The 25,621-nt window shown below is 58.5% G+C and carries 20 protein-coding genes and 1 pseudogene; 17 read left to right on the top strand and 4 right to left on the bottom strand.

What is annotated here, in order from left to right; genetic code table 11:
- The first annotated feature begins 160 nt into the window (after positions 1–160).
- The 5 genes from zwf to MPRO_RS16690 all read left to right on the top strand — a co-directional run bounded on the left by zwf (position 161) and on the right by MPRO_RS16690 (position 7,143).
- Complete coding sequence (gene zwf / locus MPRO_RS16710) at positions 161–1,630, top strand: glucose-6-phosphate dehydrogenase (protein ID WP_067295347.1); 1,470 nt, start codon at positions 161–163, stop codon at positions 1,628–1,630.
- Complete coding sequence (pgl, locus tag MPRO_RS16705) at positions 1,617–2,333, top strand: 6-phosphogluconolactonase (RefSeq protein WP_067295344.1); 717 nt, start codon at positions 1,617–1,619, stop codon at positions 2,331–2,333. Before zwf ends, pgl begins: the two co-directional genes overlap by 14 nt.
- A gap of 28 nt (positions 2,334–2,361) precedes the next feature.
- Positions 2,362–3,021 carry a bifunctional 4-hydroxy-2-oxoglutarate aldolase/2-dehydro-3-deoxy-phosphogluconate aldolase gene (locus MPRO_RS16700; protein WP_245635121.1) on the top strand — a complete coding sequence of 220 codons (660 nt, stop codon included), beginning with the start codon at positions 2,362–2,364 and terminating at the stop codon, positions 3,019–3,021.
- Between the two features lie 276 nt (positions 3,022–3,297).
- A complete protein-coding gene (locus tag MPRO_RS16695; protein ID WP_067295337.1) occupies positions 3,298–4,299 on the top strand; it encodes an ABC transporter substrate-binding protein in 1,002 nt (333 codons plus the stop codon).
- A 21-nt stretch (positions 4,300–4,320) separates the two neighbouring features.
- A complete protein-coding gene (locus tag MPRO_RS16690) occupies positions 4,321–7,143 on the top strand; it encodes an EAL domain-containing protein (protein WP_067295334.1) in 2,823 nt (940 codons plus the stop codon).
- Between the two features lie 129 nt (positions 7,144–7,272).
- On the opposite strand, the gene MPRO_RS16685 is transcribed toward MPRO_RS16690, so the two are convergent.
- Both MPRO_RS16685 and MPRO_RS26670 read right to left on the bottom strand, forming a co-directional pair.
- The gene (locus MPRO_RS16685; RefSeq protein ID WP_067295332.1) at positions 7,273–8,220 is read right to left on the bottom strand and encodes a carbohydrate kinase family protein; all 948 of its coding nucleotides are present in this window, start codon (positions 8,218–8,220) and stop codon (positions 7,273–7,275) included.
- A 498-nt stretch (positions 8,221–8,718) separates the two neighbouring features.
- Positions 8,719–8,961, bottom strand: a complete 243-nt coding sequence (locus tag MPRO_RS26670; protein WP_102136327.1) for a recombinase family protein — start codon at positions 8,959–8,961, stop codon at positions 8,719–8,721.
- Between the two features lie 316 nt (positions 8,962–9,277).
- On the opposite strand from MPRO_RS26670, the gene MPRO_RS16675 reads away from it, so the two are divergent.
- From MPRO_RS16675 to MPRO_RS16635, 9 genes are all read left to right on the top strand, one after another.
- Positions 9,278–10,006 (top strand): response regulator, encoded by a 729-nt coding sequence (locus tag MPRO_RS16675; RefSeq protein ID WP_067295329.1) that lies wholly within the window; start codon positions 9,278–9,280, stop codon positions 10,004–10,006.
- Between the two features lie 3 nt (positions 10,007–10,009).
- Positions 10,010–12,559, top strand: a complete 2,550-nt coding sequence (locus MPRO_RS16670) for a PAS-domain containing protein (RefSeq protein WP_067295325.1) — start codon at positions 10,010–10,012, stop codon at positions 12,557–12,559.
- A gap of 331 nt (positions 12,560–12,890) precedes the next feature.
- Complete coding sequence (locus MPRO_RS16665; protein WP_067295322.1) at positions 12,891–13,904, top strand: sugar ABC transporter substrate-binding protein; 1,014 nt, start codon at positions 12,891–12,893, stop codon at positions 13,902–13,904.
- 86 nt (positions 13,905–13,990) lie between these two features.
- Positions 13,991–15,067, top strand: coding sequence for an ABC transporter permease (locus tag MPRO_RS25500; RefSeq protein WP_067295320.1), 1,077 nt, complete (start codon positions 13,991–13,993; stop codon positions 15,065–15,067).
- A gap of 3 nt (positions 15,068–15,070) precedes the next feature.
- Complete coding sequence (locus tag MPRO_RS25495; RefSeq protein ID WP_067295317.1) at positions 15,071–15,868, top strand: ATP-binding cassette domain-containing protein; 798 nt, start codon at positions 15,071–15,073, stop codon at positions 15,866–15,868.
- A gap of 264 nt (positions 15,869–16,132) precedes the next feature.
- Complete coding sequence (locus MPRO_RS16650) at positions 16,133–17,125, top strand: ABC transporter substrate-binding protein (RefSeq protein ID WP_082708899.1); 993 nt, start codon at positions 16,133–16,135, stop codon at positions 17,123–17,125.
- Between the two features lie 111 nt (positions 17,126–17,236).
- Positions 17,237–18,625: a sigma-54-dependent transcriptional regulator gene (locus MPRO_RS16645; protein ID WP_082708897.1), complete on the top strand. Its 1,389-nt coding sequence runs from the start codon at positions 17,237–17,239 to the stop codon at positions 18,623–18,625.
- A complete protein-coding gene (locus MPRO_RS16640; RefSeq protein ID WP_067295315.1) occupies positions 18,612–20,672 on the top strand; it encodes a sensor histidine kinase in 2,061 nt (686 codons plus the stop codon). The genes MPRO_RS16645 and MPRO_RS16640 overlap by 14 nt, the downstream gene beginning before the upstream one ends.
- Before the next feature lie 213 nt (positions 20,673–20,885).
- Positions 20,886–22,619, top strand: coding sequence for an OFA family MFS transporter (locus MPRO_RS16635; protein ID WP_067295312.1), 1,734 nt, complete (start codon positions 20,886–20,888; stop codon positions 22,617–22,619).
- 102 nt (positions 22,620–22,721) lie between these two features.
- On the opposite strand, the gene MPRO_RS25160 is transcribed toward MPRO_RS16635, so the two are convergent.
- Positions 22,722–22,814: a helix-turn-helix domain-containing protein gene (locus MPRO_RS25160; protein ID WP_082708895.1), complete on the bottom strand. Its 93-nt coding sequence runs from the start codon at positions 22,812–22,814 to the stop codon at positions 22,722–22,724.
- Positions 22,815–23,000: 186 nt separating this feature from the next.
- On the opposite strand from MPRO_RS25160, the gene MPRO_RS16630 reads away from it, so the two are divergent.
- A complete protein-coding gene (locus MPRO_RS16630; protein WP_067295309.1) occupies positions 23,001–23,345 on the top strand; it encodes a hypothetical protein in 345 nt (114 codons plus the stop codon).
- Between the two features lie 296 nt (positions 23,346–23,641).
- On the opposite strand, the gene dmeF is transcribed toward MPRO_RS16630, so the two are convergent.
- The gene (dmeF, locus tag MPRO_RS16625) at positions 23,642–24,622 is read right to left on the bottom strand and encodes a CDF family Co(II)/Ni(II) efflux transporter DmeF (RefSeq protein ID WP_067295306.1); all 981 of its coding nucleotides are present in this window, start codon (positions 24,620–24,622) and stop codon (positions 23,642–23,644) included.
- Between the two features lie 73 nt (positions 24,623–24,695).
- Here dmeF and MPRO_RS16620 point away from each other — a divergent pair, with 73 nt between their 5' ends.
- A complete protein-coding gene (locus tag MPRO_RS16620; RefSeq protein ID WP_067295303.1) occupies positions 24,696–24,971 on the top strand; it encodes a metal/formaldehyde-sensitive transcriptional repressor in 276 nt (91 codons plus the stop codon).
- A 169-nt stretch (positions 24,972–25,140) separates the two neighbouring features.
- Positions 25,141–25,500 (top strand): annotated as a pseudogene (locus tag MPRO_RS16615) (YkvA family protein); the annotation flags it as partial.
- Positions 25,501–25,621: the final 121 nt, after the last annotated feature.

Here is a 25,621-nt window from a genome sequence, read left to right as displayed (position 1 = left end):
GATAGCCTGCCAACCGTACAAAAGTGCAATCCAGGACTGTTGTGATGACGTTTATCCGTCTTATTTTGGTAAGTTTTACAAAATAACCTGTTGACTAGGCATTTTAGCCTCGATAGGATCACCACATATTCGTTGAATAACTACAAACAGGTCGAGACACATGTCTATCACCGACACTCCCTGCGACATCCTGTTCTTTGGTGCCCTGGGAGATTTGACCCAGCGCAAACTGTTGCCAGCACTCTATCAGCTGGATCGCGCAGGCCTGCTGCCCGCCGATACCCGCATTATAGGCCTGGCCCGCGGCTCAGAACCCGCCACCAGCCAAATAACCAGCGAAGCTAATTTGCGTCGCTTCGTATCCGAGCATGATCTGGATACAAAGACGGTTACAGCTTTTTTGGCCAAACTGCAGTTTCTTAACTTCGACTTCGGCGCACCCCAGGGCTATGCAAGCCTGAAAACGCTGCTGGATGAAAAAACGGATCGCGCGCGGGTGTTCTACTATTCCACCGCCGCCTCCATCTACGGCATGATCAGCAAAAACCTGCACGACGCCGGTTGCCTTGATAAAGAGTGTCGTGTCGTGCTGGAAAAGCCCATAGGCCACAGCCTTGCCTCGTCACACCAGGTCAATGCCGATGTTGCCGAGTACTTTGCCGAATCCCAGATCTACCGTATCGACCATTACCTGGGCAAGGAAACTGTACAGAACCTGATCGCCCTGCGCTTTGCCAACAACCTTTTTGGCAGCCAGTGGAATCAGAACCACATCTCCCATGTCGAGATCACCGTGGCCGAGAAGGTCGGTATCGAAGGACGCTGGGGTTACTTCGACAAATACGGCCAGCTGCGGGACATGGTTCAGAACCACCTGTTGCAATTGCTCTGCCTGGTCGCCATGGATCCGCCGTCTGACCTGTCCGCCGACGCCATTCGCGACGAAAAGGTGAAGGTACTGCGCTCCCTGCGCCCCATCACCGACGATATCCGCGACAGCCACGTCATTCGCGGCCAGTACATTGCCGGTGAAGTGGAAGGCAAGGCGGTGCCCGGCTACCTCGAAGAGCCCGACGCCAACACCAGCAGCAACACCGAGTCCTTTGTCGCCATCAAGGCAGAAGTGCGCAACTGGCGCTGGGCCGGCGTACCCTTCTACCTGCGCACAGGCAAACGACTGCCGGAAAAACTGTCGCAGATCACCATACATTTCAAGCAGCAGCCGCATTACATTTTTGATCCGGAGCAGCGCGAACTGGCGGAGAACCTGCTTACCATCAAGCTGCAGCCGGATGAAGGCATCGCCCTGCACATTGCCACCAAGGACCAGGGGCTAGGCAAGGGCATGCAGCTGCGCCAGGCACCGCTGCAGGTCAGCTTTGCCCAGGCCTTCGATATGGATCGTGTACCCGATGCCTACGAGCGCTTGTTGCTGGAAGTCATCCAGGGCAATCAGTACCTGTTCGTTCGTCGCGACGAAATCGAACATGCCTGGAGCTGGTGTGACCAGATCCTGGCCAACTGGAGCGACAAGGGCGATCCGCTGCCCTATGCCGCTGGCAGCTGGGGCCCCGAAGCCTCCTACTCAATGATGAACGGCGATGGCAGGAAGTGGCATGAACAAAAGTGATATCTCAGCGCTGCTGCCGGAACAGGTCAAACTGCTGCGTTTCGACACGCCCGAGCAGCTGACCGAAGCCCTGGCAGAGCATATTAGCCAGAGCCTGAGCGACGCGGTTAAGACCCGCGGCGAGGCGGCCATAGCGCTGTCCGGTGGGCGCACGCCGCTGCCGCTATTTCAGCGCCTGAGCCAGAGCCCACTGCCCTGGTCTTCAATCAGCGTGACTCTGGCGGATGACCGCTGGCTTGCCACCGATCAGGCCGACAGCAATGCAGGTCTGATCCAGAGCAACCTGCTGCAGAACCAGGCACAACAGGCCCGCTTTATCAGCCTGTGGCAGGCGGGCAAAACGGCCTACGAAGCCCAGGCCGACTGCGCAGAGCGACTGGCAAGCCTGCCAGCCGAACTGGACATGGTCGTGCTGGGCATGGGCAACGATGGCCATACCGCCTCACTGTTCCCCTGCGCCAGCGAGCTTGAGCACGCACTTGAGACAGACGCGCCCTGTGCCGCCGTGACACCGACCAGCGCGCCCCACGCACGCATGACCCTCAGCGCCAAACGACTGCTCGCCAGCCGTGAACGTATTCTCCACCTGAAAGGTGCCGACAAGCTCGAAACCTTGCAGCAAGCGTTACTGGACGACGACATCCGCATCATGCCGATACGGTTATTCCTGCGCCAGCCCCTGACCATTTACTGGAGCCCTTGAGGCCAGTCGCCGAAATACAGGATCAATGATGACTCACACGATGCTTTCTCCCAAAATCACCGCCCAGATTGATGCCATTTGTGCCCTGGCGCCGGTTATTCCGGTACTGACCTTCAACACGCTTGAAGAAGCACTGCCCATCGCCGAAGCCCTGCTCGAAGGTGGCCTGCCGGTACTGGAAATCACCCTGCGCACCGAAGTGGCGCTGGCCTCTATTCAGTTACTGGCCGAACGTCTGCCCGAAGCCAAAATCGGAGCCGGCACCATCGCCACACCAGCCCAGTACCAGCAGGCCTGTGATGCCGGTGCCTCCTTTATAGTGACGCCGGGTTCCACCTGCGAACTGCTGGATACCGGCGTTGCCAGCGACATCCCGTTGCTACCAGGCATCCAGACCGTATCCGAAATGATGGAAGGCCTGCAGCGCGGCTACCAGCGCTTCAAATTTTTCCCCGCCACAGTGGCAGGCGGCACCCCGGCACTGAAAGCCTACGGCGGCCCCTTCCCCGATGTGCGCTTTTGCCCCACCGGCGGCATTCGTCTGGAAACCGCACCTGAGTTCCTCGCCCTTGGCAATGTCATGTGCGTTGGCGGCTCCTGGCTTACGCCGGCCGACCTGATCGCCAAAGGCGACTGGAAAGGCATCCGTGATATAGCGCGGGATACAGTAAACCGCTTGCGCGGCTAATAAGCCCGCAGCGAAACAGCTGGACTGCTTGCAGCTGAACTAAACAAGGCGCCGCGTTTAATAAGCCCGGCGCCTTTTTATTGCATGCCAATGAATACCTTCCCGATTATCACATTTCCCACGCAGGTTCACTGTCCAAGTACGGGACGATAAACTATGCTTTTGTGATACTCACGGCTCACGGAACGCAGCGCCCTGGGCAGACTCGCCCCCTGTGCAGCGATAGTAAGTAGATAATATCGACCCTAAACCGTGGGAACAGGATGTCACCACGCAATGATAAAGAGTAATTGGTCCCCCGTTTCCGTTAGCCTGCTTTTGCTGAGCCTGCTGAGCCTTGCCCTTGCCGTAGGCGTGCTGTTACGCCCGACACAGCTACCCCAACTGTCCATCGCCGTATCCCGTACCCCACTGTCAGCCCCGGTCTATATTGCGGCGGCGCAGGGCTACTTTCGCAACCAGGGCGTGGATATAGAATTGCGCGAGGTGATAGGCGGCAACCGCAGCTACGACCTGATGGCCAGTGGTGGCGCCGACCTGGCGACCAGCTCAGAGTCTGTCGTCATGTTCCACAGCTTTGATAACAGCAATTTTTCAGTCATCGCCTCCTTTGTTTCGTCCGATAACGATATCAAGCTCATCACCACGGCGGATAGCCCACTTCGCAGCCCCTATGACCTCACCGGCGCCCAGGTCGCCGTAACCCCTCGTTCGTCCAGTGAATACTTTTTGCACAATGTTGCGCTCATGCATGGCATTGATACCCATACCCTGAACATGCGGGCTACTTCGCCGGAAAACATGACACTGGAACTGCTGGAAAGCAGTGAAGTCCAGGCACTGTCACTTTGGGAACCCTATGGTTACAAGCTGATGCAGTCTCTGGGTGAAAAGGCGGTACTCTTGCCCACCAAGGGTCTGCACTCCACCAGCTTCAATTTACTGGCACTGAACGACACCCTTGCACGACATCCGAATGAAATCGTCGCCACACTGCGAGCGCTGAACCAGGCGGCGGACTTTATTCAGCGCGACCCGGCCAGCGCCAAGGCCATTATCCAGCACCAGCTGCAGCTTGAATCCGCTTTTATCGAATGGGTCTGGCCCGACTACAATTTTCGCCTGGGTCTTGGCCAGTCATTGCTGATCGGGCTCGACAGCGCCGCACGCTGGGCACAAAGCAGCGGCGCAATAGAACCACAGCCCTTGCCGGACTATAGGTCCGTGCTCGATAACCGTTTTTTGCTTCAGATAACCCCTGAAGCACAAGATCTTTAAGTTTCACCCTGGGGATTGGACATGAAAGTCGGAACCCGATTACTGCTGCTGTCGACTTTTTCGGCCACAGTTGCGCTATCCGGCTGGTTTGTCAGCCACTGGAGCGCTTCCCAACTCAACGAAGCCATGGGACAACTGGAGTACGCCAATGCAGTACAGCGCTCTGTCACGCGGCTCAATACCCGTTTTGGGCTTTACCTGTCCTACCATGATGCGGATGCCCTGGACGACTGGCAGCTGGCGCGCGCGCAGCTGAGCGCGGTCCTCAACGACAATCCTGAGAGTGCCGACCGCTTTATACATAGCATCAGCCGCCAGAACGAGACACTGCAAAGCCTGACACCGCTGCTGGGGCGCGAGCGCTATGACAACCCCGGCCAGGTTCAGCTGACCTATCGCATCTATGCCACCTTGCAGGAAATGACTGAAGACGCCATACCCCTTGCCACCCAGGCACAGCAACGCATACTGGCGACCACTGAGCGCGGTCGGGTTATCTCCCAGGGACTGATAATCACGCTATCGCTGGTTCTGACGCTCATCGCCATCCAGATCGCCCGCAACCTGAAAAGTCGGCTAGATCGTATCCGCACCCAGCTACAACAGGTCGTCGGTGGCAACCTGGTTGTATCGATCAACGACCAGCGCAACGATGAAATCGGCGAGCTTGCCCGCGGCTTTGACAACATGCTCAAGCGCCTGCGCACCACCACCTTTTCCGTAGAGCAGCTGAATGAAGAAGTTCACCGTCACACCGCCAACCTCAAGAATCAGCAAGAGTACCTGCGCACCCTGATCGAGGCGGAGCCCGCCGGCGTTATCACTTTGGACCAGGACGGAAGAATACTCAGCATCAACAATGCCGGCGCCCGCATTCTGCACAGTCCGGTGGACAAGGCCATGGAGCAGTCATTCTGCGAACAGTTTGTCGCCGAAGCAGACCGTACCGCCTTCGGCAATCTGATCAAGTCCGCCTTCGCCGGGCACAACAGAAATCTGCAGTACCGCCTGCGCACAAACAGCGCCGAAAGCGATGTCTGGCTACAAACCTACGCCGTCCCCTTTATTGACCACAACGGCGATATCATCAGCATCATCACCGTCTCCCACGACATCACCGGCCGCATACTGGAAGAACAGCGTCTGCGCGAGGCCCGCGCGTTTCTGCAGAACGTCGTCGACAGCGTGCACGACGCCATGGTGGTGCGGGATATAAACTGCAATACTCGCCTGCTCAACCGCGCCGCCCGTGACAGCGAAGCCAACCACCCCTGTAACCGGCTACAGTCACCGGACACCACAGCGATGCAACACCAAGGCCCGGCACAGCGACTGCTGCGCGGCAGCACCCGAGAAACCGAGATCTGCAGCTTTACCGATAGCAACGGCAAGCTCTGCCATATAGAACTGGTCGCCACACCCCTGAGCCTGCCGGACGGCTCCCTGAGTGGCGTGATCGAAATTTACCGCGATATCAGCGAGAACACCCGACTGCTGCAGCAATTGCACGAAGAACAGTCCCGCTTGCAGCAACTGGCCCATCATGATCAGCTCACCGGGCTGCCCAATCGCACCCTGTTCCTGGATCGACTCGAACAGGTACGACTGCAGGCCGAACGCGGGCAACTGTCTTTCGCCCTGCTGTTTATAGATCTGGATAGGTTCAAGGCCATCAACGACAGCCTGGGCCATCAGGCAGGCGATCTCGTACTGCAGGAAATGAGCCGACGCCTGAGTGCCTGTGTGCGCTCCAGTGACACCCTGGCCCGCATTGGCGGCGATGAGTTCACCGTCATAATGTCACCGCTACTGCACAGCGATGACGCCGCCATGTTGGCGCAGAAACTGATTGAATGCATCGCGCCCCCATTCATGCTGAACAACAACCCCTTGATGCTGACCACCAGCATCGGCATCAGTCTGTATCCGACAGATGGTTGCAGCAGCGAAGTTCTGATCAGAAACGCCGACGCCGCCATGTACCGAGCCAAGGAAGACGGCAAGAATGTCTTCCGCCTTTTTTCACAACAACTTACCCACCGCGCCGTGGCTCATATGTCCCAAACCGCCGAATTGCGCCTGGCCGTCGCCAACGACGAGTTTTGCGTGCACTATCAGACCCGCGTTGACCTGCGCAACCGCCTTCCCATCGGCATGGAGGCTCTGGCACGCTGGCAGCACCCCACCAACGGAATTATTGAGGCCGCACAGTTCTTGCCCGCAGCTCAAGGCAGTGATCTGATTATCACCATCGGCAATAGCATCATCGAAAAGGTCATGCAGCAGTCAAGACAATGGCGGCAGCAGGGCTTTGATCCAGGCGTGATTACCGTCAACCTCTCAGCACGCCAGTTCACCAGCAATCAGGTCGACTGGCTCATCACCACACTGGAGAAATATCAGTGCCAGGCGCACTGGTTTGAACTTGAGGTCAGCGAAAGCGACCTGACCCACCTGAAGCATGCAGTAGAACTGTTTGAACGCCTGGCAGCGCTCGGATTCGAACTCGCCATTGATAATTTTGGCAGTGGCTACTCTTCCATCTCAAGCCTGCACCGCCTGCCCCTGACTCGCGTCAAACTGGATCAGCCTTTCGTGCGGGCCTTGCCGGAGGACAAAGACGGGTTAGGTGTGGCTGCAGCAATCATCGCCCTGGGCCACAGTATTGGCCTGAAAGTTTGCGCCGAGGGGATAGAGAACCAGCCTCAGGCCGATTACCTGCTCAACGCCGGCTGCGCCGAAGCCCAGGGTTTCATGTTCAGCCGACCACAGCCCAGCGATGTGATCACCGCCTTATTGTCCAAGTCCAAGCTCAAGCTAGACAGCAAAACGAGCAACGGCTGATTCAACGCCAAACCCCAACCGGTGCCGCCAAAAACCAGACATAAAAAAACGGCAGGAATTTAACCTGCCGTTTTTTATGCGTGCTACTGATACAGGCTGTCGTTCAGCCTGAAGCGGTGCGGCTTTTTATCAGAGCCCGAGCTCGGAGCCCATTGGCAAGGCTTCAAAGGCACCATAACGCCCGACCGTAAGTGCGCCACAGCGACTGGCAAACTCAAGTGCTGCGGTTAGTTTCGCCTCATCACGCAACCAGGCGCCAAAGGCATCGTGGCTGACAGACTGTTCGGACAGCTGATACAGCAAGCCCGACACGAAAGAGTCGCCGGCGGCGGTGCTGTCCAGTACTTTGGTCACGGGGGGGACCAGGCGCAGAGAACCACCGGCCCAGTGAGCTTCCAGCGGCTCGCCACCATCGGTGATCAGCAACAGCTCAACACCGCCGTCCAGCAGTTCGCCAACCAGGGATGGATCCTTGCCGTAGAGTGCTTCGAGCTCCTCGCGGCTTATCTTCACCAGATCCGATGCCAGCATCGCCTGCCAGATAGGCTCCCGCGCATCCTCGCCCTCAGCCCAGAGGTTATGGCGGTAATTCACGTCAAAGCTGACAATTGAACCACCGGCACGGGCACGGGCCATCAGTATCAGATGCTGCTCGCGAATCGCAGCCTCGGTAAGGGTGTTAGAGCAACTGTGAAACACTGCGCCCTGCAGAAAATCTTCGGGGCACTGCTCAGCGCGGTAGAGCAAATCGGCACTGCCATCGCGGTAAAATGCGAAGCTGCGCTCGCCATCGGCATCGAGGCTCACAAACGCCAGTGCAGTCATGGCATCGGTGGTCTGTACAAACTGGCTGGTATCAACACCAAACTGCTGCATGGTCTGCACCAGGGTGTCGCCGAACATGTCCTGTCCGACCTGGCCCAGAAAACTGGCGTTGCCGCCCAGCTTGGCCACACCAACAGCGACATTGGCCGGCGCGCCGCCCGGGTGTGCCACAAAGCTGGCCGGGCCGGACTCTGCCGGCTTGGCAAGCATATCAATCAGGGCTTCACCGAATGCGATGACTTTAACGGACATGTCTGTCCCCTCGTCTACAAGTTGAATTAGGAATTATAGATGCCGCAGGCCAATCAGACGCCGGCAAGACCGAGCAGGCATGACACAGAAGAGCCTAAACGGTAAATTTTATACGTTAATTTTGCAATAATAACCAGATGTCGAGCGTATATAAAGACATAAATTTGTATATTTACCAAACGACATCACGTCAACCCGACGAACAGCGACATCGCACCTGCACTGCTGGCAAGAGCCAGGCTGCAGCAGAGTATATCTTAGGCTAAAAGCGATCCGGGGAAATCCTGGGCAGAAGATCGTGCAGTCGTCACGGGATAAGCGTAAACAGAGAGCACATCAGAAATATACGGTAGGGAGCAGTGAGCCTCTACGACTCCCATTGGCAGTGCCAGGCGCCTCAACAAACCGCTGAGGCACGCAAACCGGTCCTGCGGTGGTGTATCGTCAGCACCCGATGGGTGGCCCTACTTAACGTAACAGAGATTATCATCAGGTCACTCACCCAACTTGCGCCTTCAATGCGGCGTATAGCGCAGTTTTCACAATCTTGAGGCGGGCCGCAGCCTCCCGGACGTTCAGACCCTTGGCGATATGTTCCCGCGCCCGCTGCAGCCTCTCGTCGTTAACGACGGGCTTGCGCCCTACTTTACGACCACGTGCGGCGGCAGCCAATCCCACCTTGGTACGCTCGCGGATCAGGTCGCGCTCGAACTGTCCCAATGCGCCGAACACATGGAATATGAGCCTCCCCCGGCGTGGTGGTGCCGACGCTCTCGGTCAATGGTCAATGGTCAATGGTCAATGGTCAATGATCGAAACCCGACGCCACGAGCCTCCAGCGCACTAATGACCTCTATACAGATGCGGCAGGGAACGCCTCAGCCGATCCAATCGGCCATAACTCTGCTGCGCATCCTCCGGGCTAATCCCCCGTGCGGCACCCTGTAAATCACCGACACTATCGCAATTGCAAAACTAGTCCCCTGAAACATTTGAAATTCAATCTGGCCTATTCTGTGGTATCACAACAGCGCAACGGACCAACGGACAGAGATCTATGACGGAAACAGCACGCCAGAAAATTCTTATCGTCGATGACGAAGCGGACATGCGGGATCTTCTGCACGATCTGCTGGATGACAACGGCTTCGACGCCCTGGCGGTCACCAATGGTGCAGAAATGCAGCAGGCACTGGCGCAATCCGCCTTTTCCCTGGTGATTCTGGATCTGCGCCTCAAGGGTGAAGACGGCATGCAGCTGGCGCGCGGCCTGCGAGCCGAATCCAGCATTCCCATCATGATGCTCACTGGCAAGGGCGATGAAACCGACCGCATTCTGGGGCTGGAACTGGCCGCCGATGACTTTCTGATGAAGCCCTTTAACGTGCGTGAACTGCTGGCGCGGGTGCGGGCCTTGCTGCGCCGCTCCGCAGGCATCATGGCCAAGCCAGAAGATCTGCATAGCCACCAGCGTCTGGCCTTTGGCGATTGGGTGCTGGATCTCACTGCCCGCCAGCTGCAGCGCAGCGATGGTACCGGCGTGGAGCTGACCTACGGTGAATTCAACTTGCTGGAAGCCCTGGTCAAGGCACCCAATCGCATCCTGACGCGCGATCAGCTGCTGGAGATGACCCGCGGTGACAATAGCGAAGTCTTCGATCGCACCATTGATGTACTGATACTGCGCCTGAGGCGCAAGCTTGAACCCAACCCGCGCCAGCCCCGTTACATTCGTACCGAACGCGGCCTGGGCTACTGTTTCCACGCCCAGATCAGTCGGCTCTGAGTTATGTACAGTGCCCGCGCCCGCCTGCTGCTCGCTTTTGCCTGTATCACCCTGGCCGCCCTGGCTCTGGCCATCGTCGGCTGGCGCGGCCTGAGTGATACCGAACAGTCGCTGGAACGTCTGCGGGCGGAGATTCTGCCGGATATTTCCCATTCCCTGGAACTGGCCGAACGTACTGCCAGCCTCGCATCCCTGGCGCCCTTTGTCGCCGAGGCATCGGCCCCCTTCCAGCTGCAGCATGATCGCCAGCAACTGCAGCAGCGCGTCGAGCAGCTCAAGAACCTGGCCGGCCGCATTCGCCACCTGACCTCGGCCCCGGTGCTGCGCGGATTGCTCGAAAAGCTCTATGCGACCCTGGATGAACTTATTTTTCTGACCCAGCAGGAGCTGTTTCAGCGCGAAGATCTGCGCCAGTTGCTCTACCAGTTGCAGCAAGTAGGCAGCCCCGGTATTAACAGCCTGAGCCCGAATGAAAGCGACAGCCAGGCAATCGATCAGCTGCTTGCAGCCGCCTCTGCGTCTTCACGCGAGTTGGCTCTGATCGAAAAGCGCTTTGGCGCCCGCATCGCAAAAGACACACCACTGCACAAACGTGCCCAAGCGATATTCGAGTTGCGCCACCAGCAACTCGACGTCAAGCAACGACAGGCCTATCTGCTGGCGGCGGTGCGCGCTATTTCCGAGCAGCTGTCCACCGAGGTCAAAGCCTTCGTCGACAGCCTGCAAAGCCGCTTTGAGCGCCAGCACGGTGCTCTGGCTGAGACCATCGACCAGGGCAAGGTGCGCATTCTGTGGATCAGCCTTGTGGCCCTGCTGGCACTGGCGGCCGGCGCCACCCTGGTACTCACCATGACCCACAACCTCAAGGCTGTTACCAGGCTGATGACACGCCTGGCCTCAGGCGTTACCGAGCAGGCCACCCCTGCAGTGCAGCGACGCGATGAGATCGGCAGCCTGGCCCGCGCCTTTAACGTCTTTCGCGAAAACAGCCGCGAACTGCAATCCATGGCAGAGAACCTGCAAAAACAGCAGCGCCTGCTGCAAACCGTGTTTGACAATATCAACGACGGCCTCAGTGTATTCGACCGTGATCAGCGCCTGATCGCCTGGAATCCGCGTTATCTGAGTATTTTCGACCTGCCCGCCGGCGAGATCCGCCGCGATCTGTCGCTGGATCATGTGCAGAATTTAATGGCGCGCAATGCCCACAGTAACCGCACCCTGGACAACCGCCCGCTGGACATGACACAAACCAACCTGCAGCGCCCAGAGCAGGCCATTCGCTTCGAGCGCTATTATCAGGATGGCCGCGTGATCGAGTTTCGCAGCCAGCCCATGCCCGACGGCGGTTTTGTTACCCTCTACAGCGACCTTACGGATCGCAAGACCATCGAATCCCAGTTGCGCCAGGCGCAAAAAATGGAAGTACTGGGGCAGCTCACCGGCGGCATCTCTCACGACTTCAACAACCTGCTCGCCGCCGTTATCGGCAACCTGCAGTTACTGGAACAGCAACCCGACCTGGGTGACAAGGTCAGTCGCTATGGCCAGCGCGCACTGGCCGCCGCCGAGCGCGGCGCCAGCCTGGTGCAGCGTCTGCTGGCGTTTTCCCGCAAACAGCAGTTGCACCCGGAAACGCAGCAGCTCAATGCGCTGATCGATGGCATGCTGGATCTGGTGGAATACAGCGTGGGGCCCCATATTGAAATTCAAACAAAGCTAGAGGCCACTGATGACTGGATCTATGTGGACCCCGGCCAGCTTGAAAACGCCCTGCTTAACCTGGCCCTCAACAGCAGCGCGGCCATGCCCGATGGCGGCACACTCAGCTTTAGCACCCGCGTTGTCAGTGGTATTGACGATACCGAGCACAGCCCCACCGATAGCCATGCAACCGACACCGATAGTCCTGCGCGTGTGCAAATAGAGGTGAGAGACACCGGCAACGGCATTCCGGAAGAACTGCTGGAACGAGTCTTCGATCCCTTCTTTACCACCAAGGAAGTGGGCCAGGGCAGCGGCCTGGGGCTCAGTATGGTGTACGGCTTCGTCAAGCAATCCGGGGGCGATATCGATATTCAAAGCGTGCCGGGCCAGGGCACCTGCATCCGCATCAGCCTGCCGCGCCACAGAGCCGCCGCGGCCCCGCAGGACACTGCGTCCGAGGGCCCTCGCCCACAGGGCAACGGTGAACTTGTACTGCTGGTGGAAGATGATCATCTGGTGCTGCAGGCGGTGGAAGACATGCTGGCAGAGCTTGGTTACGAACCTCTGGCGTGCCGCAGTGCCGAAGAGGCCCTGGAGTGGCTGCAAACCAACCCTGTACCCGACCTGGTGCTGAGCGATATTAACCTGGGCACCGGCCAGACCGGTATCCAGCTGCGCCAGACATTACAGCAACAGTGGCCAGACCTCCCCTGCATTCTGGCGTCCGGTCTGCCGCGCGATCAGCTCAGCAAGCGCTACGGGCTGGCAACGCACAGCAGCTTTATCGCCAAACCTTACCGGCTGGACAGCCTGGCACGGGCCATCGCCACCGCCTTGCAGCCATAGGCTTTTCGCCGGCATATTCTCGCAACTCGCCTTTGGCTCCGTTCCCCGAATTCGTAGGTTCGTTCTCGAAACCCGCCGCGCTCCTTTCCCGGAATTCGTAAACTCATTCCAGGCTACCTGGCCTGCTCTTGCTCTTGCTCTCCCTCGCACCTCGCACCTCGCACCTTTAGTTTCCCTAGCCCCTAGCCCCTTTAGTTTCGCCCCTAGCCCCTTGCGCCAATGTTTCAATTGTTAACAGCTCAGCTTCTGGCCGACATTTTGTGTTCATGCAGGCGCTCTTTAATGACCCTACCGAGCAAAGCAACACAAAAACAACAATTGGAGTTCCATCATGAAAAAGCAACTCAGTGCTCTCGCCATCGCTATCGCAGTCGCCTCTCCCTTCACCTTCGCCGCTGAGCAGACCATCGTCGGCCTGATCACAAAGACCAACACCAACCCGTTTTTCGTCAAGATGCGCAAAGGAGCCGAACAGAAAGCCGAAGCCGAAGGCATCAAGCTGCTGTCCTTCTCCGGCAAATTTGATGGCGATAATGATTCCCAGGTTCAGGCCATCGAAAACCTGATCGCTGCCGGCGCCAAAGGCATTCTGCTGACCCCAAGCGACCCTGTTGCCATAGTGCCTGCGGTTCAACGTGCCCGTGAAGCCGGCCTGCTGGTGATCGCCCTGGATACGCCGCTGTCCCCTGCTACCGCCGCTGATGCGACCTTCGCCACCGACAACTTCAAGGCCGGTGTGCTGATTGGCGAGTGGGCCAAGGCTCAGCTGGGTGACAAGGCCGCCACCGCCAGGATCGCCATGCTGGATCTGAACAGCAGCGCAATCACCGTCGATGTTGCCCGTGATCAGGGCTTTTTGCAGGGATTCGGTATTGATCTGAAGGACCCGAAGAAGATGGGTGACGAAACCGATTCGCGCATTGTCGGTAACGAAGTCACCCAGGGTGCAGAAGAAGGTGGCCGTACTGCCATGGAAAACCTGATGCAGAAAGATCCGAGCATCAATGTTGTGTACACCATCAATGAACCTGCGGCGGCCGGTGCCTATGAAGCCCTCAAAGCGGTTGGCAAGACCGACGTGCTGATTGTCTCCGTCGATGGCGGCTGTCCGGGCGTGAGCAATGTCAAGGATGGCGTTATCGGCGCCACCTCCATGCAGTTCCCGCTGCTGATGGCTTCCATGGGTGTAGACGCCGTTATGGAATTCGCCAAGACCGGTACCAAGCCGCAGGCCTCTGAGGGTCTCGACTTCGTCAATACAGGCGTTGAGCTGATCACCGATCAGCCGATCGAGGGGATCAGCTCCAAGACCTCCGCAGAAGGCCTGGAACTCTGCTGGGGCTAAGCCAGGCAAACGCCAGACAGCCATGCACAAAGCCGGGAGTTTTCACTCCCGGTCCCTTGCGAATCTAACAATAACAGGTTCACGCTATGACCACTCCGCAGAATGCCAAAGTGCAGACAGCTGACCATGAAAAGGTCGCCAATGCTGCCGGTGGCGACTTTGCGACCTTCAAAGGCGCACAGGTCTCCGTTGCTGACAGACTTCACCAGTTTTTCCACAAGTACCCGGTCGCCGCACCGACCATAGTACTGCTTGCCGCCATTGCGATGTTTAGCTCTATTATTGGCGGCCGCTTTCTCGACCCCTTCAACTTGTCCCTGATCCTGCAGCAGGTGACGATTATCGGTGTACTGGGTATCGCCCAGACCCTGATTATCCTCACGGCCGGTATCGATTTGTCCGTCGGCGCCGTGATGGTGCTGACCTCCGTCATCATGGGCCGCATGGCTGTTGAGGTCGGTTTACCCTCTGGTGCGGCACTGTGCATCGGCCTGATCGCCGGTGGCATCACCGGCTGGATTAACGGCCTGCTGGTGACCCGCTTCCGCCTGCCGCCCTTTATCGTCACGCTCGGCACCTGGAACATCTTCTTCGCGCTCAACCTCTGGTACTCACAGAGCGAAACCATCCGTTCCCAGGAAATTGACGCCGTAGCTCCGCTGCTGCACTGGACAGGCACGGCCATCGATATCTTCGGCGCTCGCCTGACCTATGGTTCACTGCTGATGCTGGGGCTCTTCGTCGTTATCTGGTATGCGCTGAAATGGACCGCCTGGGGCAAGCACGTTTACGCCACCGGCGATGATCCCGACTCAGCCAAACTTGCAGGTATCCGTACCGATCGTGTGCTGATGTCCGTGTATGTGGTTGCCGGTGTGCTCTGTGCCATCGCCGCCTGGGTACTCATAGGTCGCATCGGTTCTGTCAGCCCGCAGGCCGGCATGATGGCCAACCTGGACAGCATCACCGCCGTGGTGATTGGTGGCACCAGCCTCTTTGGTGGTCGCGGCTCGATCTTCGGGACCCTGATGGGTGCGCTGGTGGTCGGTGTGTTCCGCAATGGCCTGGCCCTGGCCGGTGTCGATGTGCTCTGGCAGGAATTTACCGTTGGCGCACTGATTATTGTCGCCGTTGGCGTCGATCAATGGATCCGGAAGGTATAAATCATGACTACCGACAAAAGAATCGTATTCCAGGCCCGCGGGCTGGTAAAACGCTACGGCCATGTCACCGCAATCGACCATACTGACTTTGATCTTTATGCCGGTGAAGTACTCGCCATTATTGGTGACAACGGTGCCGGCAAGTCCTCCCTGATCAAGGCTCTGTCCGGCGCCCTGGTACCGGACGAAGGCGAAATCACCCTGGACGGCAAGCCCATTCATTTCAAGAGCCCGATGGACGCCCGTGCCCTTGGCATCGAAACCGTCTACCAGAACCTGGCCGTTTCACCGTCACTGGACATCGCCGACAACATGTTCCTGGGCCGTGAACGCCGCCGTCCTGGCATCCTGGGCTCAGTGTTTCGCATGCTCGACAAGAAAGGCATGCACGATGAAGCCAAGGCCAAACTGGCGGAACTGGGCCTGCTGACCATCCAGAATATCAATCAGGCCGTCGAAACTCTGTCAGGTGGACAGCGTCAGGGCGTTGCCGTGGCGCGTGCCGCTGCCTTCGCCCGCCATGTGGTCATCATGGATGAACCCACGGCTGCACTGGGAGTGAAGGAATCGCGCCGGGTACTGAACCTGATCAACGATGTTCGCGCCAAGGGCCTGCCGGTGATCCTGATCAGCCACAACATGCCCCATGTGTTTGAAGTGGCCGACCGGATTCACATCCATCGTCTGGGCAAACGTATCGCCATCGTCAAGCCCGATACGCACACCATGTCTGAAGCTGTCGCCATTATGACCGGCGCTCTGAATCCCGAAGATCATCCAGCCGGCGCCTACGCCGCCTGAACCCGTTTGGTGCGGTCGCAAGGCCGCGCCTTTTTTATCTGTTGTATTTCAATCAACTCCTCGCGGACTGAACCCTGTCAGGTGGCGAGCAGCCCAGACGCTATCTGGCAGAATGTCCATTTCAAACATTCTGCCAATCCATATCAGGCGCCAGAGCACTACGCTTTAGACGCCTGGCATGATTCAATACCACAGCACTGCCGAACGACTCCCATTGCTGTTATCTGAGTCGACGCATTCCACTCATCGCCGCTGGAGATCGCCATGCCCGCTTTCAAACCTCTGGTGATGCTTGCGGCCGTGCTGCTGTGCCCTAGTGCGCAGGCGCAAGGCGAATCAAGCCCTCAGCCTGCAACCACAGTTCTCACCTCCATCGGCGTCTCAGTGTCGGACCTGGGTAACCCCTACTTTGTTGAAATCGCCCGGGGAGCCGAAAGGCGCGCCCGCGAGCTTGGGGGCGACCAGGTACGGGTTCAGGTGGTCTCCAGCGCCTATGACCTGCCCCGCCAGATTCGTCAGATCGATGCCTTTATCAGTGACGGCGTGCAGCTGATCCTGCTGTCCGCGGCGGATCGCGATGGCATAGCCCCTGCGGTAGAACGCGCCCACGAGGCCGGCATCCGGGTGATTGCGGTGGATGTGGAAGCCGCCGGCGCCGATGCCACCATCACCACGGATAACCGCGTCGCCGGCACTTTAGCCTGCAACTACCTGGCACAGCGCATTGGCGGCACCGGCAAGGTGGTGATCATAAACGGGCCTGCGGTGTCCTCGGTACTTGAGCGCGTGCAGGGGTGTCGGGACGCACTGGCGGCCTTCGCCGGCATTGAATTGCTGTCCGACACAGAAAATGGTGGCGGTGCCCGTGAAGGCGGACTTGAAAAAATGACCGCGCTTATGACCGCCCACCCCGACATCCAGGGCGTATTCACTATCAATGACCCCTCGGCGCTGGGCGCAGAGCAAGCCGCACATCAGGCCGGGCGCAGCAACTTCGTTATCGTCAGTATCGACGGTTCCCCCGCCGCCTTTGATCAGCTTAAAACTACCACCAGCCTGCTCGAGGCCAGCGCAGCTCAGTTTCCAGGACGCATTGCCGAGCGCGCCGTTGATACCGGACTGCAGCTGCTGCGCGGCGAAACCCTTGCAGCGCAGCGCATTCTTATCAGGCCCGAACTCATCACCCGCGACAATGTGAGCGACTATCGCGGCTGGAACACCCTGGGCGAAAGCAACTTTTCACCTGCGGCACCCTGACGCCACGGCATTCTGCTGGCCGCTATTCTCAATCTTTAGTCGTATGCTTACCCCTTGTTGCATCCTCCGCGTTACACTGCCGGCACCGCCTTTGCTACCCACGGATCCAACATGTGCCCCAGTGCCAGCGAACAGACCCGCCCGACACCCGAGACACAGGCGCCCAAGCGCCAGGGCTTTTCCATTCTGGTGGTGGACGACGAAGCCGGTATCCGCGACTTCCTGCAGCGCGCCCTGCAGAAGGAATACAGCTGCGTTGAAACCGCCGCCTCCACCGATGAAGCTAACCTGCTGCGCCAAAAACTGCATTTCGACCTGCAGATTGTCGATATCTGCCTGCCTGGGCGCTCCGGTGTGCAATGGCTGCAGGAGTTGCAGGATGCCGGCAACCCGCCGGACACTATCTTCATGACCGGCTTCGCCGATATGAACACCGCCATTGAAGTGCTGCGGCTCGGCGCCTGCGATTTGATCCTCAAACCCTTTCGCATCGAACAGATGCGCAAGGCCGTACAGCAAGTGCTCGAACGCCGCCGTCTGGCGCGGGAAAATTTTGTGTTGCGCCGCCGTCTAGACAGCGGCGCGCCACTGGATTCCCTCATTGGCACCAGCCCAGCACTTGAAGCCATTCGCACCCTGGTACGCCAGGTCGCCCCGGCGCCCTCTGCCGTGCTTATCGAAGGTGAAACGGGTACCGGCAAGGATCTGGTGGCCCGCGCCATACACCAGCAAAGCGGCCGTGTCGGCCCTTTCGTGCCGGTTAACTGCGGCGCCATTGCCCCCGAACTGATGGAATCCGAGCTCTTTGGCCATATCAAGGGCGCCTTCACAGGCGCGCACCAGTCCAGGCCCGGTCTGTTCAGCTATGCCGACGGCGGCACCCTGTTCCTGGATGAAATCGCCGAAATGCCCCTGCTGCTGCAAACCCGGCTGCTGCGTATCCTCGAAGACGGTCGCATACGCCCCCTTGGCACCGAGCGCGATACCCCGGTGGATGTACGCATTATAGCGGCAACCAACCGCAGCCTGCACCAGGCGGTCAGCGATGGCAGCTTTCGGCAGGACCTGTTCTATCGCCTCAACGTACTGCAGATCGAAGTCCCGCCGCTGCGGGCGCGCACCCAGGATATCAAGCTGCTGGCACAACAGCTGGCGGCACGCCTGGCCACTGAGCTGGGCATGCCTGAGCTGCCTCTGAATCACGCCGACATGCAGGCACTGGAGGCCTATCCCTGGCCCGGTAATGTACGGGAACTGAAAAACCTGCTGGAGCGCTGCCTGCTGCTGCGCACCCTTCCCCGGGATCTGCTGACAGCCGCCAGTGAGACACCATCAGCAGGTGGCTATCCACTGCACTGGACGCTGGATCAGGTGGAAGCCGATCACATTGATCGGGTGCTGCACAACAACGGCGGCAACAAGACAAGGGCGGCGGAGCAACTGGGCATTGCCCGCAAAACCCTGGATCGCAAGCGCCAGGGCAGTAATGAACGCGACTGAATCACCCCGGCGCAGCCTCTGGCGCCGACTGCTGGGCAACCTGCGCTATCGCCTGCTGGCGCTGGTACTCTTTCCACTGCTGCTGGTGTTGCCCGGCGTCCTTGCCCTGGCCTATTACTGGAGCCACGAGGTGGGTTACCGGCACCTGCTGATGAAGGCCAATACAGACCTTGCCGTTGCCCACGAATCCTTCGTCGCCACCCGCGAGCAGTACTTGCTGCGCCTGTCTCTGGCATCCGAGGCACTGCAGATGCGTCTGCCACTGCCACAACTGAGCTCCGCACCCGCTACAGCCGCGCTGCTGGCACGGCTGCAAGGCGATACCGGCTTTGACTTCGTACGCCTGCTGGATTTGCAGGGCTGCGACCTGCAACAGCCGCTCAATTGCCTTTATCCGAAGAGTCCGCTGTTGCAACAGGCAAGGCTGCAGGGCGCCGTCAGTGGCGTCGAAGTTTTCAGTGCCACCGAACTTGGTGCCATAGACCCAGGGCTTGCTCGGCGCGCCTACCTCAAGCTAGTACCCACCCCCTTTAGCCAGGCATCGGACAAGACCGAAGAAACCCGCGGCATGATGCTGCATTTTGCCTATCCGCTGCGCAACGCCAAAGGACAGCCCGTGGCGATCGTCGCCGCCGGATTACTGATGAACGGCAATCTGGCCTTCGTTGACCGTATCCGCGACATTGTCTACGGCCCTGGCAGCTTGCCCGCCGACAGCCAGGGCAACGTTACCCTGTTTCTGGATGACATCCGTATCACCACCAACGTTATTACCCAGATCCCGCGCGAGCGCGCTTTGGGTACGCGGGTCTCGGAGCAGGTGCGCAACCAGGTGCTGGAACGCGGCGAGCGCTGGCTGGCCCGCGCCTTTGTTGTCGATGACTGGTACATTTCTGCCTACGAACCCGTAACCGATGTGCATGGCCAGCGTATCGGCATGCTCTATGCCGGCTTTCTCGAGGCGCCCTTCCTGCAAAGCTTTTACCAGTGGCTGGAGCTGCTGCTGTGGCTGTTCGCCCTGGGGCTAGTGCTGTGCATCAGTATTGCCGTGCTTGGTGCCCGCGCCATTTTCAAACCCATTGAAATCGTCGCAGACGTGATTGAGCAGGTCCGCAGTGGCCGGCGCCAACGCATTCCGCTGCTTGCAGCCGACAACCAGGTCACCCTGCTGGCGACACAGTTTAACAACATGCTCGACCAGCTTGATGCCCAACACGACCAGATACAGCAGGCCGCCGCATCCCTGGAACTTAAAGTCGCCCAGCGCACAGACGAGCTGCAGCAGCATATCCGGTTGCTGCAGCGCAGCCGCGAACAGCTGGTGGCCCAGGGCAAACTGGCGGCCATAGGCGAACTCACCGCCGGCATCGCCCACGAGATCAACAATCCCACGGCGGTTATTCTGGGCTATATGGATCTGCTGCTGGAAGAACTGGGAGACCAGGCAACACCCGTACGCCACGAAGCCCAGATGATCATTGATCAGGTCTATCGCATAAGAGCTATTATCACCAATCTGCTGCAGTTCTCCCGCCCCGAAACCGGCAGCGATCCGCACCAGGCAATGGATCCCCACGGCGTTATCCGTGATAGCCGCCAGCTGGTGCAGCATGCACTATCAAGCCGTGGTATCACGTTACATCTGGATCTGCGTGCCAGGCACTGGATTACCGCCGACCCTATGCAGTTTCAGCAGGTGCTGATCAACCTGATAATGAACGCGATCAACGCCATAGCGCCAGAACGCACCGATGGTCGCATCAGCCTGCACAGCCGTGATCGCGGCCCGGATGCTGTTCTGGTGGCGGTGCGGGACAACGGCTGCGGTATCGCCGCCGAACTGCAAACACGCATTTTTGACCCCTTCTTTAGCCGCACCCAGGGCGGCTCTGGCCTTGGCCTCTCAATCAGCTATCGCATCCTGCAACACGCCGGTGCCAGCATTTCCCTGCGCTCGCGCGAGGGTCGCGGCACGACCTTTTTCGTTTGGCTGCGTGCGGCCGAGCCGCAGGCATCGCCCAGTGCCAGCCGCAAAACCGGGTCATAATGTCCCGCTGCACCCTGCTAACAGGGTCATTTTGACCCTGTTAGCAGTCTCTTCTGCCCCGTAGGACCCCGCACAAGCTCCCCCACAGTCCGCCATTAAAGGCTTTGTGCATTCTGGCCCGGCACTTGCTTTGCTTATTGCGCGCAGATAGCCGCGAGCTATTTCTGCCACTGGTTTCCTGCAATAAAAATGAAGATAGCGGAGCAACGTGTTATGTCTAACTCGTCAGGCCCCTTGGCATTTCTGCTCAAGGAAAGAATCGTGGCCAAGCCCGGTTTCAACCGTTGGCTGGTGCCGCCGGCATCCATCGCGATACATCTATGTATAGGTTCGGTTTACGCCTGGAGTATTTTCAACCCACCCCTGATACGCCAGCACGGCGTTGTTACCAGCGCAGCCGACGACTGGTCCCTGAGCTCAGTGGTGTGGATATTCTCCACCGCCATCGTCTTCCTGGGTCTCGCTGCGGCACTGGGTGGTAAATGGCTGGAGAAAGTCGGTCCCCGTGCAGTCGGATTCCTCGCGGCCCTGTGCTGGGGAGGAGGCTTTCTGATCGGCAGTATCGGTATCAGCCTGGATCAGCTCTGGCTGCTCTACCTCGGCTACGGGGTTATAGGTGGTTGCGGCCTGGGGCTGGCCTATGTGTCGCCCGTCAGTACCCTGCTACGCTGGTTCCCGGACAGGCGCGGCATGGCGACCGGCATGGCCATCATGGGCTTTGGTGGCGGCGCCATGATAGGCGCTCCCCTGAAAACCTGGCTACTGTCGATCTTCTACGAAGCACCGCAGTACCTGGGCAAAGTAGCCGACATTAATCTCATCACCGAGTCGGGCCGCCGCTTCGCAGAGGTTGCAGGTCAAAAGCTCGAAGTGGTGGTGGCGACCGCGGCCGATATGGCCAAGCTGCCCGTTTCAGGCCCTGAAGGCGTCTATGTTGTTGATACCGGCAACACCGGCGTGGCCAGTGTCTTTATCACCCTGGGCATTGTCTATTTCATTATCATGACTATCGCGGCCTTCTCCTACCGGGTACCGCCCGATGGCTGGAAACCCGCTGGCTGGGCGCCCAAGGCCGATACCTCCGGCAAGACCCGTCTGATTACCGACAAGCATGTGCATATTGACCAGGCACTGAAAACACCACAGTTCTACCTGCTCTGGCTGGTACTCTGCCTGAACGTTACCGCCGGTATTGGTGTTATTGGCGTTGCCAAGACCATGATGACCGAGATCTTCGGCACTACCTTGCCCAACATAGTGGATACCAGCTTTGCCGCCACCTATGTGCTGCTGATCAGTGTGTTCAACATGCTCGGACGCTTCTTCTGGGCCTCGTCGTCGGACTACCTGGGACGCAAGAACACCTTCCACTGTTTCTTCGTTCTGGGTATGGCGCTCTATCTGTCCATTCCCTACTTCGCAGGCCAGGTCAGCAGTAATCCAAGCCTCGTATGGCTGGTACTCTTCTGCGCCGCCACCATGATCATCTTCACCATGTACGGCGGCGGCTTTGCCACTATCCCGGCGTATCTGGCAGATATCTTCGGTACCCTGCATGTCGGTGGCATTCACGGCCGTCTGCTCACCGCCTGGAGTACCGCAGGTGTGCTGGGGCCCTTTGCCATCACTTATCTGCGCGAGCAATCGCTGAATGATGCCATTAACAGCCTGGCCAGCCAGGTGGATCCGGCCGTTTTCAGTGCTACCTTTGGCGCCGGAATCGACCAGTTGCAAACCCTGATGGCATCCAAGACAGTAACTCTGGGCCGCCTGATGGAAATTGCTCCTGCCGGCACTCTGGACCCAACACCAAGCCTGTACAACTCCACCATGTACGCCATGGCAGGCCTGCTGGTGGTGGCCTTTATCGCCAACATGAGTCTGCGCAAGGTGGCCGATAAACATCACGTGCAAAACACTCACCCTGAAATGGCGCCCGTGAGCTAAGCACCCGCGCCGTACACCGCTGCGGCTCATCTCAAAAAAATCCTGTGTCAGCCTGGCTGACACGGGATTTTTTCATTCAGGCGCACCACTTGTCCGCAGCGGTTATTCTTCGAGTTGTTTGAGCTTGCGATACAGGGTTGAGCGGCTGATGCCAAGAGTCGCCTTGGCCGTGAATTGGGGACTGAAGTCATCCATCACTACGCCGAAGTGAAATCGCTACTGATACGGGGTACGGATGCAAATCTGATCACCGTCTGAGGCGCCGCTATACTGGAATTGAAATCAGGCGACGCCGCCTGCCCCCGCAGTCACAGCAGCGGTGAAGCCATCGCTGCTGCCTGTACTTCGGGCCGGCGCTCGCGCAATCAGGGGAGATACAGCATGAACAAGTTCAATATCGATGCCTGGTACAAACCCGACGGCGCCGAAAAATCGTCACCCCAGGGACTGATCAGGTTCAGAGTCACCGCAGACATGCACCTGAAGCTGGCCGCCGCCGAAGATCAACTCAGCGACAGCAATGACCGACTGGAACTGGACATCGATACGCAACTGGATGGTCTGGAGCTGGAAACACCGCCCGAATGCGGCGCACTGAAAGACTGCAAATTCCACGTTTACCGCCATCGCCACGACAACCGCGGCCATTTCTTCCTCGTTGGGCGCCGCGTCAAAGACAATGCTCTGGTCTATTCAAATGCCATAGTAATCGATCAGCTGGGCTGAAGCCTCCCTGCCCCGGCACGACCGCCTTGACGAAAAAATCCCCGCCAGGAAAACCTGGCGGGGAAAAATAATCAACGGTCAGAGTGAAGTGCAACAAGGCAGGATGGCGGAGCTTTTGGGAACGCCGTTCAACCGAATCTGCTGACATTCCCACCACCACTGCCAGGCGAGAGCCATCGAGCCCTCTGCAGATAACGCCATTATGCCCCTCGCGCCGACACCCGACCCTTGGTCTTAGGTGGCTTATAGCTACAACTTTAGCGCCAGATCCCTGAGCCGATCTGGTAGCGAAACCCTCATTTCGACCGATACTGATTAAGTTCTACCGTGATATGCACCAGCTCCTCCTGTAGCTGAAGATATTCACGGAACACATCCGCAGTGGTGTCCTGCGCTACAGCCAGCGCCAGAATACAGGCATATTTACCCTTGCCGACCCGCCATACATGCAGATCGGTAATCTTGGCATCAACAGGCCCCGCTTCAATCTGCTGCCTGATTTTTGCCACCACAGGTGCATCCATCTCTGCATCGAGCAGTACCCGTCCGGTGTCCCGTATCAGGCCCAGGGCCCAGATCGTCACCAGTACAGCACCCACGATACCCATCACCGGATCGAGCCAGGCCGCACCCCACAATTTGCCACCAATAAGCGCCACTATGGCCAGTACAGATGTGGCCGCATCGGTGATCACATGCAGATAGGCCGAGCGCAGATTAAGGTCCTGATGCTGCCCTGCATGCCCAGCCACCTGTCCATGGTGATGCTCATCGATTGTGGAGCCGTGATGATGATCGTGGTGGTGATGATGATCCGCATGGCCGCCGCGCAGCAGCCAGGCACAGGCCAGATTGACCAGCAGACCCAGCACAGCAATGGCAATCGCCTGGTCATAATGAATCTCAGTCGGTGCCAGCAACCTTGCCACCGACTGGAACAGCATCAGACCCGCCACGCCCAGCAACAGAATCGCGCTGGTATAGCCACCCAGTACTTCTATCTTCCAGGTGCCAAAGGCAAAGCGCTGGTCACCGGCAAAACGCCGGGCAGCCGCGTAGGCCAGCACCGAAAGACCCAGCGCCAAGGTATGGGAACTCATGTGCCAGCCGTCGGCCAGCAGGGCCATGGAGTTGTAAATCCAGCCGCCGCTGATTTCCAGCACCATCATGATCGCGGTCAGCACCACTGCCCAGCGCGTGTTGCGCTCAGCCAGTGGATCACCTTCGTTAAACAGATGGGAATGCTGCCAGCGCTCTGTGGGCGATGAAGATGTCACTATGCTATATTCCGAGGATTGTTAAAAATATACTATACCCCAGTATACTATCTAAAAATATGGGAGTGCATCCATGGGTCATACAAGCAAGGACAGCAAACAACTGCTGACGCGCATTAGGCGCATCAAGGGTCAGGCCGGCGCACTGGAAAAAGCCCTGGAAGAAGACTGCGACTGCAGTGCCATATTGCAGCAGATCGCTGCGATCAGAGGTGCCGTAAACGGCTTGATGGCGCAGGTGCTGGAAGGCCATATCCGCGAGCACCTGGGCGCCGACGACATATCACCGCAGGAGCGGGCCGAGGATGTGGATCAGGTGGTGGCGGCCCTGCGGTCCTATCTCAAGTAGCACTCAATACCCGGTAGAACCCGGTAGAAACTACTGAAAGGCAGCAACAAGCAGGAACAATGCAGGAACAATGCAGGAAAAGGGAGTTCAGACGGCCAGCGAACCAAACCGCAAGCAGGGGCTACGACACCGAGGATAGGCAAGCAACATGAAACAGACTTTTTTCCAGCGCCTCAGGCACTGGGCCCGCACCCTTAAGCAGGAGGTTCACGCACTCTGGCTGGCAGCACGGGATCCACGTACGCCCTGGCTGGCAACACTGCTGGCGCTGATAACAGCGGGTTATGCTCTGTCACCGATTGATCTGATCCCGGACTTCATTCCGGTAATCGGCTATCTGGACGACCTGATTCTGGTGCCGCTGGGAGTGATGCTGTCGGTACGGATGATTCCGGCCGAGGTGATGATGCACTGTCGCGCCCAGGCAGAAGCGGCCGCCAGCCGGCCGGTCAGCCGGGTTGCCGCAGCGATCGTCATCCTTATCTGGATACTTGCTACAGCGGCAACGGCCTGGGCGCTGCTGCAGTAGTTAGAGCACTTTCATCCTACATCGACCCATATCCGGCCGCATCGAAGTAAGGAAGCACTCAAAACAACCTCAATCGACAGATAAGTGTTTCGTGAAAATGCTCTAGGAGGCTGTCCGAGAA

This window comes from Marinobacterium profundum, from assembly GCF_001528745.1.
Taxonomy (GTDB): Bacteria; Pseudomonadota; Gammaproteobacteria; order Pseudomonadales; family Balneatricaceae; genus Marinobacterium_A; species Marinobacterium_A profundum.
The sequence above is the reverse complement of the archived record's forward strand: the minus strand, read 5'-3'. Positions and strand labels throughout refer to the sequence as shown.